Genomic DNA, 13,890 nt, shown 5'->3' with positions numbered 1-13,890 from the left:
TGTCCTTACCCACATCTCAGGGCTGGTCGAGTTGAGTGGCGAGCCGGACGCCTTCGACGAGTAGGCGCAAGCTCATCAGGCCGCGCCAGAGGGTTTGCCAGCCGGGCGGTCCATCGCCTTTGCGGCCCAGGTGGCCGCAAAGGGCATCATACACGTCGCGCACGGTCTGCACCGGTCGGTGGCTGCGCAGGGCGAGCACCCGCAAAAAAGTCGCCTCCAGCCCCGCGGCCGTCGCCGGCAAGTCGGGTTGGAGGCGGCTTTTTTCGCGCATATCCACCAAAGCCAGGGCCACGACGCTGAGCAGGGCCACGGCGGCAAACAGCCGCTCGGCGGTTTGGAGTTGGAGTTTTTCGGCCCCCAAGCCCGTTTTCAGGGCTTTGTGAAAGTCCTCGATGAGCCAGCGGCTCACGTACTGGCGGGCGCATGCCTGGGCCTGGGCGAAGTCCGTGACGGGCTGGTCGCAGAGCAGCAGCCATTCCAGGCCCGGCGTGGCCGAATCAGCTTCGGCGGCTTCCCAGACCCGCACCACGGCGCAGGGAATCGGGTCCCCTTTGCCCGTGGCGGCCCCCGGCCCCTGGGGCGCGCGCAGGGCCAGCGGGGGGCTGAAACTCACTTGCAGCGCGACCGCGCGCGCGCGCCGCCTGGCCCGGCCGGCCGCGCAAGGCCAAGGGAAACTGGCCCGCCGACGGCTGGGCCCGTGCCAGGGCGAAGAGCCGTCTGGCGGGTGCTTCCCCGGGGCCGGCCACCAGGGCCCGGTCCTGGGCGGCGCGCACCACGAAGCCCAGGCCCTGGGCCTGGCACTGCTGCAAGTGCTCGTAGATGTCGGCCCCGCGGTCGGCCACCACCACCCAGCGCGTGCCCGCCGGCGGGCGGCCCACCTGGCGCAGGCTCCGGGACCAGAGGGCCGACTCCCGCACGCGGCCCTGGCGCAGGCGCGAGCCGCCGGGGGGATGGTCTTTTTCGGCTGCCGACACGGGCTGCCGGACGTGATACTGCTGGTCCAGGAGGCCCAGCAGCGGCGACGCGGGCCGTTTGGCGGCCGGGTGAATGCAGCAGCACGCCCTGGCTCGTGGCCTTGCCCGGCCCGACCGGCCCCAGGCCGGGGCGGCGCGCGGCGGTTTCGGGCCAGCTCAGCTCGGTCGTGTCTTCCACCAGCAGGTAGGTTCCCGGCACCTGCAACGCCTGGCGAACCACGGCCTGGTGCAGCCCCTAGAGTGCCTCGGGCGTGGCCGTTACACTCCCCAGCAAGCGGTACGCCGCTTTGCTGGCCCCGGCCTGTCCGGCGCTCAGCTGCGGAATGCTCGCCCCGGGCTGCCGCGCCCAGCCGGCGGCCAGCGTCACGACCCGCCGGCTGCGCCGCACGTCGCCCAATACCGTGCCCCCAAAATGCGTCTGGGCCCACCACTGCGGGTCGCAGAAATGCGTCGAAATACTCATCCCGCAAGCTACTACCCACCCCCCACAAGGCCCCATAAAAAAACGCCGGCCTACTGGCCGGCGCTTTTTGGAAGATGTGGGTAAGGACAAGGCTTCTAACGAGGCTGGGGCTTTTTATTGATTCGTATTGTGGCCGAAACAACCTTCGTTAGTCCACTATTTCCACCTCACGGTCCTGCAAACGGCTCATGGCGGCGGCCGACGAACGCAGCTGGATTTCCTCGCCCCGCTCGTCTTCGATGCGGTAGTCGGTGAGGCCCAAGCTGCTGTCATTCACCACTTTCACCCATTTGTAGTACTTGAGATACCACTTCATCTGGCGCGAAATCAGGCCTTTGGTGTAATAGGCATACAGGAACGGGTGCACCGACAGCGTGATGCCCGACTGGTTCTGGTTCACCAGCAGGTCGTCAATGCTGTTGTCGATGTCGTCCGTCACCTGGATGGAGGCCGAAATTTTGCCCGTGCCGCCGCAGGTGGGGCACACCTCGCCGGTCACGATGTTCTCGGCCGGCCGCACCCGCTGACGGGTAATCTGCAGCAAGCCAAACTTGGTGATGGGCAGCACGGTGTACTTTGCCTTGTCGAGCTTCATCACGTCGCGCACGGCGTCTTCTACCTTCTTACGGCTTTCGCCCGAGCGCATGTCAATGAAATCGACCACGATGATGCCGCCCATGTCGCGCAGGCGCAGCTGACGGGCCACTTCTTTGGCCGCCAGCATATTAATCATCAGCGCGGTAGCTTCCTGGTCGTTCTCCTGGTTACTCTTGCTACCCGAGTTCACGTCGATAACGTGCAGAGCTTCGGTGTGCTCAATCACGAGGTAGCCGCCGCCGGGCACAGTCACGGTTTTGCCGAACAGCGTTTTCAGTTGCTTCTCAATGCCGGTTTGCTCAAAAATCTTGATTTTTGAGTTGTGCAGCTTCAGCAGCCCCAGCCGGTCCGGTGCGATTTTTTGCAGGTAGTCCCGCATCTCATCGTACATCGCCGGAGCATCCACGGTAATGCTGTCGAACGACTCGTTCAGCATATCCCGCACCATCGACGAGGTGCGGCCCAGCTCGCCGAGCACCTTGTCGTTGGGCTTGGCGGTGCGCAGCGTGCTGTACAGCTGCTCCCACTTCGCCACCATATCCTGCATGTCCTTATCGAGCTCGGCCACTTCACGTCCCTCCGCCACGGTGCGGATGATGACGCCGAAATTTTCGGGCTTAATACTGGCGATGAGCCGCTTGAGGCGGTCCCGCTCAGCTTTACTCACAATTTTCTTACTGACGCTGATGGTGTTTGAGAACGGCATCAGCACGAGATAGCGCCCGGCCATCGAAATGTCGGTGCTCACCCGGGGGCCTTTGGTGGAAATCGGCTCCTTGATAATCTGGACAACGATTTGCTGCCCTTTCTTAAATACACTTTCCGCCTTCCCCACTTTTTCGAGGACGGGTTCAAACGTGAATTTTTCCAGCCCGGCGCTGGGCGCCCGGCCGCTCTGTACCGTGCGGGCCCACTTCGTGAACGAAGGGAATTGCTCGCCGAGGTCGCCGTAGTGCAAAAACGCGTCTTTTTCGTAGCCAATGTCTACGAAAGCTGCGTTCAGGCCGGGCATCACCTTTTTCACGGTGCCCAGGAAGATGTCGCCTACTGAGTAGTTGGTGTCGTTGCGGTCGAAGTGGTATTCAATCAGCCGCTTGTCCTGCAACAACGCTATTCGCTCGCCTTCCTGAGTAGAATTAATGACTAATTCATTACTCAAAGCCTTGATATAGTTAAAGTAACCTGCCGGTAATGCCGCTATAGGCCTACCCCGAAACCGGCAAAGGGAAGCCAGAACCTAACGGTTCTGGCTTCCCTCGCGAGCCACAGGAAAAGCATCTGGCGCGGCCCCACTCGGGAGGCTACGTGAGAGATAGGCTGCTGGCTCCCTTCCCGTTAGGAAATCTGCCGGCCGCCGCTACGCCCCGTGAGGCTTACTTCTTCTTGTGGCGGTTCTTGCGCAGGCGCTTCTTGCGCTTGTGAGTGGCAATCTTATGACGCTTTCTTTTTTTACCGCAGGGCATGATGCTTGGGGGTTAAGTTGGTGATTGGTTGTGTCGTAGCTATTTCAATTTGGCGATTTCCTCTTCTACCGAAGCGGCCAGCGCGGGGTCGTTGCTGAGGCTTTTGGCGGCAAGGAAGGCCTGTTTGGCTTCTTCCTTAGCGCCTGTACGGGCCAAAGTTACGCCGAGGTAGAATTGTCCGTTCACATTTTTTGGATTGACTTTCACCAAATCCTGGAAACGCTTCACGGCTTTGTCGTACTGGTTGCTTTGCACCGCGAGTATTCCCATGTTATACAGGGCTTTCTCGTTGCGGGGGTCGGCTTCCAGCACTTCGCGCAGCAACGTTACGCCCTGCACGGGGTTTTCGGAGGCCATGTAGGCCATGCCGAGGTTGGTTTTGGCATCGAGGTTACCGGGTTGGTCCTTCAACACCTTGGTGTAGAGCTCCCGCGCCTTGCCGCCGAGCAGTTTCACCCGCTCGTCGGTAGCCGCAAAGCTAAACGCCTGGAAGTAGGCATCGGCGGCCTGCTGCCAGTGCTGGGCACTGGGTTTGGCCTGGGCCACCTGCTCCAGGTAGTAGCCAGCGCTGTCGAAACGCTCCACGTCGTTGTAGCGGCGGGCCAGGGTGGTAGCCACCGTGGCTTTGGCATCGGGTGTGGCAGCAGCCTGGTACTCGCCCAGCAACCGCGCCAGCTCCTGCCGTTGGGCAGTGCTGGTGGTGGTGTGCGGGGCGGCATCGGGGCCTTTGTTCTCGGTAGCGGTGGCGGGTACCGGGCCAGACGAGGCTTCGGGTTTGGAGCCGTTGGTAGCCATGCCCCCGCCGTCACGGTTGGCCGTGGCAGCAGCGTCCTTGCTCATCTCCGATTTGCTCTCCTTTGGCTTCATGATGCCTTTGGGCAACACGTATAAGCCGCCAACCAGCGCGAGCGCGGCAGCGACGAGGACCAATTGATGCGGAGCGGTGCGAGTAGTAGCCATTAGCTGAAAAAAGCCGGCCGCCGGGCTTTCCCTTACGGAAAAGACACCGGCGGCGCGGCCGGTAATTCATCGTTGTTAGAAAACCTGCAGGGAGTTAATCCCCCTGCCTGTTTCCTAAACAATAACAAACATAATTAGGCTTTGGCCGCAACGGCTTTCACCTTCTTGCTGTTCTTAATCTTAGCCACGAAGGTTTTCGAAGGCTTAAAGCTCGGGATGTAGTGCTCCTCGATGATGAGGGACGTGTTTTTCGAGATGTTGCGGGCTACTTTACGAGCGCGCTTCTTATTTACGAACGAGCCGAAGCCGCGTACATAAATGTTGTTGCCCTCGGTCATCGAATCTTTCACGACTTTGAAGAAGGCTTCAACAGTCATCAATACATCAGCTTTCTCGATGCCGGTCTTCGTGGAGATTTCGGCGATTACCTCAGCTTTAGTCACGTTGGTATGGTACTTAGAGTGGTTGAAAAAAATACAGTTTTAGGCAAAATAGTCCCAAATTCCAGCGTAAGCCCTTGCCCGGTAAGCGGTTCGCCCTTGAATTGGGGCCACAAAGGTAACCCCATTTTTTCGTTTTACCAATCAACCCTTCTAAACTAGGTGTTGGCCCAAATTATTCGCTTTCAAAATTTTGACCGCAAAAACCTCTCAGCCTTCCTTCCTGGCCTCTGCCCTACTGGCCTGGTACCCGCGCCACCAGCGCGACCTGCCTTGGCGCCACACCCGCGACCCGTACGCCATCTGGCTATCGGAGATTATTCTACAGCAAACCCGTGTGGCGCAAGGCCTTCCCTACTACCAAACCTTCCTGGCGGCCTACCCCACCGTGCAGGACATGGCCGCCGCGCCCGAGGCCGAAGTACTGCGCTACTGGCAGGGTTTGGGCTACTATTCCCGGGCCCGCAACATGCACCGCACCGCCCAGCAGGTGGTGGCCGAATATGCTGGAAAGTTTCCCGGCACCTACGCCGAATTGCTGAAATTGCGTGGCGTGGGGCCCTATACGGCCGCCGCTATCGCGTCGTTTGCCTTCGATGAAGCCGTGGCCGTGCTCGATGGAAATGTGTACCGGGTGCTGGCCCGCGTTTTTGGACTTCACTCCGATATTGCCGCGCCCAGCTCGCGCAAAGAATTCCAGGCCGTGGCCGACCAGCACATCCCCGCCAGCACACCGGCCGACTTCAACCAGGCCATTATGGAATTCGGGGCCATTCAGTGCACTCCAGCCAAGCCCGACTGCCTGTTTTGCCCGATGCAGCTCAGCTGCTGGGCGTTTCAGCATGGGCAGGTGGCGCTGCTGCCGGTGAAAAGCAAGGCGAAGGCCTCGCGCACGCGCTACTTCCATTACTTTGTGCTGCGCCACGGCGAGCAAACGTACCTGCGCGAGCGCCGTGAGAAAGACATCTGGCAGGGCCTGTATGACTTTGCGCTGGCCGAAACCGCCGTGCCGGAGCTGCCTACCGCCGAGCTCCAGCGCCACCTGCATGCCCTGGGCGCGAACCTGGATACCAGCCAGGCGGCCGAGCCCAGCGCGACGTATCGCCACGTATTGAGCCACCAGAAGCTGGAGGTCCGCTTCCACCCAATGGCGCTGGCCGAGCCGCTGCAGGAGGCCGCGTTACGCGATTTGAGCTTGCGGGCCTACTCGCCGGCGGAGATTGAGGCGCTGCCTAAGCCGAAGTTGATTGCTAACTATTGTGACCAAAACCTTTGAGCGGGCCTGCCTAATTTAATTAGATTTTTCAGCCTTTATTTTTAGCAAAAAGTATTGCGTGGCAAATTTAATTTCTTATCTTTGAGACAGAAAAGGCCGGGTGGCTTTTTCAATTCTGTATTTCCTAACGTGCAATAATATGGCCGGAGTGAACAAGGTGATTTTGGTAGGCAACCTGGGCAAAGACCCCGAAGTGCGCCATTTGGAAGGCGGTGTGAGCGTGGCTCACTTCACCCTCGCCACCAACGACTATTACAAGGATAAGCAAGGCAACCGCGTGGAGCGGACCGAGTGGCACAACATTTCGGCGTGGCGCGGCCTGGCCGAAATGGCTGACAAATACCTCAAAAAGGGCCAGCAAGTGTACATAGAAGGCAAGCTGCGCACCCGCCAGTACCAGGACAAGGACCAGCAGACGCGCTACATCACTGAAATCATCGCCGATGAGATTTCGATGCTGGGCGGTCGGCCGCAAGGTGCTGCTCCGGCGGCCAATGAGGCCAATGGCGCGGGCGTGGCAGAACCGCAACACAGCTTCCGGCAGGAGCCGGAGCTGGACCAGCTGCCCTTCTGACTGCCCGATGGGGGCCTGCACGGCCTGTGGCTGCAACTGTCCCGCGCAGTGATTGAGATGAAGCCCTGGCACTGCGCTGGGGCTTTTTTCGTTGCGGTGGCAGTTACCTTTGAAACTATGAAGGCTGGGCTGTTTTAGGGCCGGGGCCGCTTCTTGCATGAAATGTCTTTCAATATTGCCGGTGCTCACTGGGCTGGGGCTGCTGGCGGGCTGCTCGTCGGCCCCGGATTTTACGCCCAAGCCCAAGGGATACAACCGCATTGACCTGCCAGCGCACCGCTACCGGATGCTGCCCGCCGGCCACCCCTACGAGTTCGAATATTCGACGCAGGCCGTGATTAAGCGGGATTCGTCGTATATGGCGCAGCCGCACTGGCTGAACGTGTACTACCCCAAGCTGCACGCCAACGTGCAGATTACGTACATGGACGTGCAGCGCGACCGCCGCCTCTACAACAAGATGATGGAGGATGCGCGCAAGCTCACGGGCAAGCACGAAATCAAGGCTACGGCTATTGATGAGCGGATTTTGAAGACGCCGAGCGGGATGCGGGCCTCGGTATTTGAGTTGCAGGGTGAGGTACCGAGCCAGTTTCAGTTTTATACCACCGACAGCACCAAGCACTTTTTCCGGGGCGCGCTGTACTTCCGCACGGCCACGGCCAATGACTCACTGGCCCCGGTGATTGAGTACGTGAAGACGGACATAGTTCGGATGCTGAACACATTACGCTATAAATAACTTTCAATTAACAGTTATCAATTAACAGTTAACAGTTCTGGCAGACAGCTAGGATGTAGCTGAAGCAGGGCCTTGATTGATAGAGAATGTTGGATGATAAATGATAATTGTTAAATGAGTTTTTTCAATACCCGGCTCGAATTTCTGCGTTCGGTGGGCAGCCTCCAGCGGGCCCAACTGCTGGGCAAAGAGCTGGGCCTGTTTACTTATGGCGACCTGATTCAGCGCTACCCGTTCCGGTACCTCGACCGGACGCAGGTGTACAAGGTGGCCGACCTGAACGACGACCTGCCCTACGTGCAGGTGCGCGGTATGCTGCGCGGCAAGGAGCTGGTGGGCGAAGGGCCCAAGCAGCGACTCACCGCCAAAGTGGGCGACGGCACCGGTGAACTGGAGCTGGTGTGGTTCAAGGGGGTGAAATGGGTGCAGCAATACACGCGCAACAACCAGGAATACATCGTTTTCGGCAAGCCGACAATGTTCAACGGGCGGCCACAGATGGCGCACCCGGAACTGGAAGAAGTGACCGAAGCCAAGCCGGGCCAGAGCTTTCTGCAGCCGGTATACAATACCTCAGAGAAGCTCAAGAACTACCACCGCGTTGATAGCAAAGCCATTATGCGGATGGTGGCCGAGCTGCTGCGGCTGGCGCAGCCGCACATCACGGAGTCGTTGTCGCCGGCGCTCATTGAGCGGTATGGGCTGATGGGCAAGGCGCAGGCCATGCAGCAGATTCACTTTCCACAGAGCGCGGAATTGCTGGCGGCGGCGCAGTTCCGGCTCAAGTTTGAGGAGCTATTTTATGTGCAGCTCAAGCTGCTGCGGCAGCGCGACCAGCGCAAGGTGACCCTGGCGGGCCAGATTTTCAATCAGGTGCCGACGCTGGTGGATTTTTATAAAAACCACCTCGCATTTGATTTGACGGGAGCGCAGAAACGCGTTATCCACGACATTTACAAGGACTTCTGCACCGGCCAGCAGATGAACCGGCTATTGCAGGGCGACGTGGGCTCGGGCAAAACCATCGTGGCCTTCATCGCCATGCTGATGGCGACCGACAACGGCGCGCAAAGCTGCATCATGGCTCCCACCGAGATTCTGGCCGACCAGCACTACACCGGTTTAAAGGTGTACGCCGACGCGCTGGGCATCCGCATTGGCAAGCTCACGGGCAGCACCCGCACCGCCGAGCGCCGCGTGCTGCACGAGGCCCTGCGCGATGGCAGCATGCACATGCTGGTGGGCACCCACGCCCTGCTGGAGGACGTGGTGCAGTTCCGCAACCTGGGCCTGACGATTATGGACGAGCAGCACCGCTTTGGCGTGGCGCAGCGCTCGAAGCTGTGGCAGAAAAACCCGCACATCATCCCGCACGTGCTGGTGATGACGGCCACGCCCATCCCGCGCACGCTGGCCATGACGCTGTATGGCGACCTCGACGTGAGCGTAATTGACGAGCTGCCCGCCGGCCGCAAGCCCATCGTGACGGTGCACCGGTTCGATGCCAACCGCCTGAAGGTGTTCGAATTCATCCGCGACCAGGTGAAAATCGGGCGGCAGGTATACATCGTGTACCCGCTGATTGAGGAATCGGAAACGATGGACTACAAGGACCTGACCGATGGCTACGAGAGCGTGAGCCGGGCCTTTCCGGAGATGCAAATCAGCATCGTGCACGGGCGCATGAAAGCCGAGGAAAAGGACTACGAGATGCAGCGCTTCATCAAGAAGGAAACCCAGATAATGGTGGCCACCACCGTGATTGAGGTAGGCGTGAACGTACCCAACGCCTCGGTGATGGTGATTGAGAGCGCCGAACGGTTCGGGCTTTCGCAGCTGCACCAGCTGCGGGGCCGCGTGGGCCGCGGAGCCGACCAAAGCTACTGCATCCTGATGAGCGGCTTCAAGCTGAGCAAAGATGCTCGCACCCGCCTCGAAACGATGGTACGCACCAGTAACGGCTTTGAGATTGCCGATATCGACCTGAAGCTGCGCGGCCCCGGCGACCTGATGGGCACCCAGCAAAGCGGCGTGCTGGACTTATTGATTGCCGACCTGGCCAAGGATGGCCGCATCCTGAGCGAGAGCCGGGCGGCGGCCCAGGCGCTGCTAAGCGAAGACCCTAACCTGGCCAATCCAGAAAACGCCAACATCCGCCACCACATCGAAAGTCTGCCGGCCACGGCCGTGAACTGGAGCCGGATTAGCTAGCGGTTTGTGCTGGCGGCAGAGCAAAAAAAAACGACTTTAAAAAAAGTCGTTTTTTTATTCTGGCTAGAACATCTCAGCAATGAGTCCGCTACCGCTCTGCTGCGGCTGGGCTTGCTGTCGGATAGACCGGACGGGCTCGGAAGTGAGCACCTGATGAACCAAAACAACCGAGGAGCTGGATTTGGCAGTGGGTTCAACTGTTTGGGCTACAGTGGCCGGAGCCGACTCTTTAACGAGCCTGCCGCCAATAATGAGGGCCGATAACAGGGTGAACTTGAGTAATGACTTCATAAGGATAGTAGATAATTGCGGGTGCAAAGGTACAGTGAAACTGGAGTTAGTTCAAAAAATACATTTAAAAAGTCAAATAGCTCGACCAAGTTGAGCGGTTACGAGTTGAAGCCCAGCCGGGTATCGAAGGCCGCCAATCGTTCCCGATTGAACCTTGAAAGCTGACACGAAGTAAACGGTGTTCCTGTACGAAAGTGACTGCGGGAGTGTTATGCTTGGAATACGTTTTTGTTAGCCGCTCCCCCTCTTGGCACAGGACTTAACTGCTAAAAAGTAAAGTCAAAGCTCAAAAGCAGGTACTTTTGGGCACACCAGACCGTTGAAATCCACTTTCCTTATGTTTCCAAAACGTCAAATTTTTATGTTGCAGCGCGCAGTAATAATCGGTTTGATGAGCGGAGCCCTGCTGGGCAATGCGGTATCGGCCGTGGCTCAGAAGACAAAGTCGGCCCCCTTCAGCTACCTACCCGAGCAGGGTACCGACCGCTACGACATGCGCGTGCCGCACAAGACGTTGGCCCTGGCCGATGGCTCGGGCTTTATCATTCTGGCCCACCAGAGTGCGGGCGGCTACGCGGTGGAGCGCTACGATATCGACCTCAAAAAGCAGTGGAGCACTACCATCCCGGTGGGGCCGAGCGAGACGCTGGAAGCTTTTGGGCGTGGCTCGCAACAGGCCCTGGTAGTGCTCCACCATAAGGACGGCGACAGCCAGAACCTGACCGTGGTGCCCGTAAGCCTGCAAAGCGGCCAGAAGGGCGCGGCTAAAATGGTGATGAGCGCCCCCGCCCGCGACCGCCGCCCCGGCGTGAGCATCTCGCCCGATGGCGGCCGGCTGCTGGCTTTCCGCTACCTCACCAGCAACCAGCAGGTGAAGAGCATTGCGGCCACGCTATTCGACCAGAACCTGGCGCAGCTGGAGGAAAAAACGTATGATTTCCGAACGTTGAGCGACTTTTTCTCGCCAGCCGTGCACGTTGCCAACGATGGCACGCAGTATGTGACGCTCATCAGCGAGGGCATGAAGAAACTGACGGTGCGCCGCTATCCGGCCGGGCCTTCTACCGAGATTAAGGTGCTGGGCGTGCCGGTGGGTGGCGTGTTTGGCGGCCGGGCCGTAACGGTGCGCGACGCCCGATTCACGGTGCTGAACGATGGCAGCCTGTATGCCGCCGCGCTGTGCGCCGACTACCAAACCGGCGAATACTACAGCCTGAAAGTAGTGAAGTACGATTTCAGTGGCAACGGCGACATGAAGTTTTCGCCGGAGTTCCGCTTCACGCCCGCCTACCTGACGGAAGTGAGCAAGGCCAGCGGGGTCGATGTGAAACGCCTGGACGACATCTACTTAGGCGAACTGCTGCTGACGCCGGAAAAGCAGCTGATAGTAGTGGCCGAAAAGCACTACGAGGAAGGCGGTAGCGAGGCCCCGGTGCACGCCCGCGAGCTGCATGTGTTTGGCTATAATGAGTTTGGCGCGCCTACCTGGCACAGCATCGTGGCCAAAGACCAGGTGGCCCCGGCCGTGGATTCGTACACCGGCATTGGCTTCCGAGCCGCCGTATTTGGCGGCATGGTGCAGCTACTCACGCTGGAAAATATCAACAAGAAATCGGACCTGTACCTGCGGCGGGTGAATGCCCAGACCGGCGTAGTGAGCGCGCCCGAGCGCCTGAAACTGAACGTGGCCGACGACCAGCAGCTGGCCTACGTGAAGGATTTCACGGCTTGGCTCAATGAGAAAACCATCATCGGCGTGAGCCGGCCGAGCAAGAAGTCGGCCGCGTTGCAGTTGGATAAAATCGTGGTGAAGTAGCGCAGACTTTTAGTCCGCAGCCACAATAAAAAGGGCCGTTCCTGAACCCAGGGACGGCCCTTTTTGAATGAGTCAAACTCATTGTCTCCACTCGCGGACTAAACGTCCGCGCTACATAAAAGGGCCGCCCCCAATTGGGAGCGGCCCTTTTCGCCATCCACAAAATCCGTAAACTAAAAGTCAGCGTAGCCAAATTCGTTAAAATCCGAGCTACTCCGTGGTCTAGACGGCGTACTCGTTGGCCGTAATCAGCTTAGCGGCGATGCGGCGGCGCGACTCTTTCACATTGATGAGTTCGGTTTTGGTGAAGCGCTTGAGGCCCATGAGTAGCAGGCGCTGCTCGTCGCCCTCAGCCATGCTGCCGATGGCATCCTTAGCCGCCTTTTCCACGAGGTCCACGGCGTCGGCCAAGTACACGCGGGCGATATCGGCTTCAACCGACATTGCCTCTTCGCCCTTCACGGAAGCTTCTTTCTCTACGCGGAGGATGGTGCTCTCGGCAATGTACACCTTGATGGACATGTCGGCGATGTTCATCAGCAGCTCCTGCTCCTTGGCGAGGGTAGCGGTGAACTTCTGCACGGCCGAGCCGGCTACCATCAGGATGACCTTTTTCAGGTTGGCGAGGGTTTTCATCTCCTTGCTGAACAGGCCGGTTTCCTCGTCCTGGCTCATGCTCGGGATGCTCATCAACTCCTGCTGCACAGCCTGAGCAGGGCCCATGAGGTCGATTTCACCTTTCAGGCCCTTCTTCAGAATCATATCAACGGCCAGCAGGCGGTTGATTTCGTTGGTGCCTTCGAAGATGCGGTTAATACGCGAATCCCGGTAGGCGCGGTCCATTGGGTAGTCGGCCGAGAAGCCGTAGCCACCGAAAATCTGCACCCCTTCATCCACCACGTAATCAAGCACTTCCGAGCCTTCTACTTTCAGAATGGCGCACTCCACGGCAAACTCGCGGGCGGCACCCAGCAGAGCCTCGTTGGTGCCTTTACCTTCGGCCAGCAGCTGCTGTTCCATGCGGTAGATATCGGCACCAGCGCGGTAAATAGCCGATTCCACGGCGTAGAGGCGGATGGCCTGCTGCGCCAGCTTGTAGCGAATCGCGCCAAACTTCGAAATTGGCATCTTGAACTGCACCCGCTCGTTGGCGTATTTCACGCTCTGGGTGGCGGCACCCTTGGCAGCGCCCAGGCAGGCGGCGGCCAGCTTAATGCGGCCGATGTTCAGCACGTTGAAGGCGATGAGGTGGCCTTTACCAATCTCGCCCAGCACGTTCTCCTTCGGCACCTGCGCATCAGTCAGGAACACCTGACGGGTGCTGCTGCCTTTGATGCCCATCTTGTGCTCCTCGTTGCCGAGGGTCAGGCCGGGCGTGTCTTTATCCACGATGAAGCCGGTGAACTTGTCGCCGTCAATCTGGGCAAATACGATAAATACGTCGGCAAAGCCGGCGTTCGTAATCCACATTTTCTGGCCGTTCAGGACGTAGTGCGTGCCTTCGGTGTTGAGAATGGCTTTGGTTTTGGCACCCAGGGCGTCGGAGCCGGAACCAGGCTCGGTGAGGCAGTAGGCACCCATCAGGCTGCCATCGGTGAGGCCGGGCAGGTATTTGGCCTTCTGCTCATCGTTGCCGAAGTACAGGATGGGCAGCATGGCGATGCCCGTGTGCGCCGCAAACGCCACCGGGAACGAGTGGCCGCCGCCCACACCCTCCGTCACGCGCAGGGCCGTAGTGAAGTCCATGTCCAGCCCGCCGAACTGCTCCGGAATGCTCACGCCGAACAGCCCGAGCTCGCCTGCCTTCTGCATCAGGCCACGCATGAGGCCCTCTTCGTGGTTGTCGAGGCGCTCCAGTAGCGGGGTTACCTCGGCAGCTACAAAGTCGATGCAGGTCTGGTGCATCATTACCTGCTCCTCGGTAAAGTCAGCCGGCGTGAAGACGCTCTGGGCATCGGTCGGCTTGATGATGAATTCGCCGCCCTTCAGGCTGGCTTGCTGCGTGGTTTCCATGACGTTTGGGGTGGGTGTAGAGTTGAAAAGTGTTAGGCGTGCCTACTAGTTGAAGAAACAACGAGGCCAG

Annotated in this window: 12 protein-coding genes; 5 read left to right on the top strand and 7 right to left on the bottom strand. The window is 59.3% G+C overall.

The window, feature by feature from the left end:
- Positions 1-16: 16 nt before the first annotated feature.
- From KQ659_RS21730 to KQ659_RS03025, 5 genes are all read right to left on the bottom strand, one after another.
- Positions 17-613, bottom strand: coding sequence for an IS4 family transposase (locus KQ659_RS21730; protein ID WP_216685365.1), 597 nt, complete (start codon positions 611-613; stop codon positions 17-19).
- A gap of 596 nt (positions 614-1,209) precedes the next feature.
- A complete protein-coding gene (locus KQ659_RS03040) occupies positions 1,210-1,437 on the bottom strand; it encodes an IS4/Tn5 family transposase DNA-binding protein (protein ID WP_216678852.1) in 228 nt (75 codons plus the stop codon).
- A 148-nt stretch (positions 1,438-1,585) separates the two neighbouring features.
- On the bottom strand, positions 1,586-3,193 hold the full coding sequence (locus KQ659_RS03035; RefSeq protein WP_216678853.1) for an Rne/Rng family ribonuclease: 1,608 nt from the start codon (positions 3,191-3,193) through the stop codon (positions 1,586-1,588).
- A gap of 343 nt (positions 3,194-3,536) precedes the next feature.
- A complete protein-coding gene (locus tag KQ659_RS03030; protein ID WP_216678854.1) occupies positions 3,537-4,457 on the bottom strand; it encodes a tetratricopeptide repeat protein in 921 nt (306 codons plus the stop codon).
- Between the two features lie 134 nt (positions 4,458-4,591).
- Positions 4,592-4,933 (bottom strand): HU family DNA-binding protein, encoded by a 342-nt coding sequence (locus KQ659_RS03025; RefSeq protein ID WP_317170162.1) that lies wholly within the window; start codon positions 4,931-4,933, stop codon positions 4,592-4,594.
- Positions 4,934-5,090: 157 nt separating this feature from the next.
- Here KQ659_RS03025 and mutY point away from each other — a divergent pair, with 157 nt between their 5' ends.
- The 4 genes from mutY (at position 5,091) to recG (ending at position 9,700) form a co-directional block, all read left to right on the top strand.
- Entirely contained in the window at positions 5,091-6,173 is a 1,083-nt protein-coding gene (gene mutY / locus KQ659_RS03020; protein WP_226929808.1) for an A/G-specific adenine glycosylase, read from the top strand.
- 139 nt (positions 6,174-6,312) lie between these two features.
- Positions 6,313-6,747, top strand: a complete 435-nt coding sequence (locus KQ659_RS03015) for a single-stranded DNA-binding protein (protein WP_216690311.1) — start codon at positions 6,313-6,315, stop codon at positions 6,745-6,747.
- A 157-nt stretch (positions 6,748-6,904) separates the two neighbouring features.
- Positions 6,905-7,489 carry a gliding motility lipoprotein GldD gene (gene gldD / locus KQ659_RS03010; protein WP_216685369.1) on the top strand — a complete coding sequence of 195 codons (585 nt, stop codon included), beginning with the start codon at positions 6,905-6,907 and terminating at the stop codon, positions 7,487-7,489.
- A gap of 114 nt (positions 7,490-7,603) precedes the next feature.
- Complete coding sequence (gene recG / locus KQ659_RS03005; RefSeq protein WP_216685370.1) at positions 7,604-9,700, top strand: ATP-dependent DNA helicase RecG; 2,097 nt, start codon at positions 7,604-7,606, stop codon at positions 9,698-9,700.
- A 63-nt stretch (positions 9,701-9,763) separates the two neighbouring features.
- Here recG and KQ659_RS03000 read toward each other — a convergent pair whose 3' ends face one another.
- The gene (locus KQ659_RS03000) at positions 9,764-9,991 is read right to left on the bottom strand and encodes a hypothetical protein (protein ID WP_216690312.1); all 228 of its coding nucleotides are present in this window, start codon (positions 9,989-9,991) and stop codon (positions 9,764-9,766) included.
- A gap of 361 nt (positions 9,992-10,352) precedes the next feature.
- Here KQ659_RS03000 and KQ659_RS02995 point away from each other — a divergent pair, with 361 nt between their 5' ends.
- Positions 10,353-11,807, top strand: a complete 1,455-nt coding sequence (locus tag KQ659_RS02995) for a hypothetical protein (RefSeq protein ID WP_216690313.1) — start codon at positions 10,353-10,355, stop codon at positions 11,805-11,807.
- 222 nt (positions 11,808-12,029) lie between these two features.
- On the opposite strand, the gene KQ659_RS02990 is transcribed toward KQ659_RS02995, so the two are convergent.
- The gene (locus KQ659_RS02990; RefSeq protein WP_216685373.1) at positions 12,030-13,820 is read right to left on the bottom strand and encodes an acyl-CoA dehydrogenase family protein; all 1,791 of its coding nucleotides are present in this window, start codon (positions 13,818-13,820) and stop codon (positions 12,030-12,032) included.
- Between the last annotated feature and the right edge of the window lie 70 nt (positions 13,821-13,890).

The organism is Hymenobacter siberiensis (assembly GCF_018967865.2).
Classification (GTDB): Bacteria; Bacteroidota; Bacteroidia; order Cytophagales; family Hymenobacteraceae; genus Hymenobacter; species Hymenobacter siberiensis.
This window is presented reverse-complemented; position numbering and strand designations above follow the sequence as displayed.

What these genes read in the sequence shown, in the direction of transcription:
- KQ659_RS03040 (WP_216678852.1), bottom strand. Translation starts at nt 1,437, where the DNA reads ATGAGTATTTCGACGCATTTCTGCGACCCGCAGTGGTGGGCCCAGACG.
- KQ659_RS03030 (WP_216678854.1), bottom strand. Translation starts at nt 4,457, where the DNA reads ATGGCTACTACTCGCACCGCTCCGCATCAATTGGTCCTCGTCGCTGCC.
- KQ659_RS03015 (WP_216690311.1), top strand. Translation starts at nt 6,313, where the DNA reads ATGGCCGGAGTGAACAAGGTGATTTTGGTAGGCAACCTGGGCAAAGAC.
- gldD (WP_216685369.1), top strand. Translation starts at nt 6,905, where the DNA reads ATGAAATGTCTTTCAATATTGCCGGTGCTCACTGGGCTGGGGCTGCTG.
- recG (WP_216685370.1), top strand. Translation starts at nt 7,604, where the DNA reads ATGAGTTTTTTCAATACCCGGCTCGAATTTCTGCGTTCGGTGGGCAGC.
- KQ659_RS03000 (WP_216690312.1), bottom strand. Translation starts at nt 9,991, where the DNA reads ATGAAGTCATTACTCAAGTTCACCCTGTTATCGGCCCTCATTATTGGC.
- KQ659_RS02995 (WP_216690313.1), top strand. Translation starts at nt 10,353, where the DNA reads ATGTTGCAGCGCGCAGTAATAATCGGTTTGATGAGCGGAGCCCTGCTG.
- KQ659_RS02990 (WP_216685373.1), bottom strand. Translation starts at nt 13,820, where the DNA reads ATGGAAACCACGCAGCAAGCCAGCCTGAAGGGCGGCGAATTCATCATC.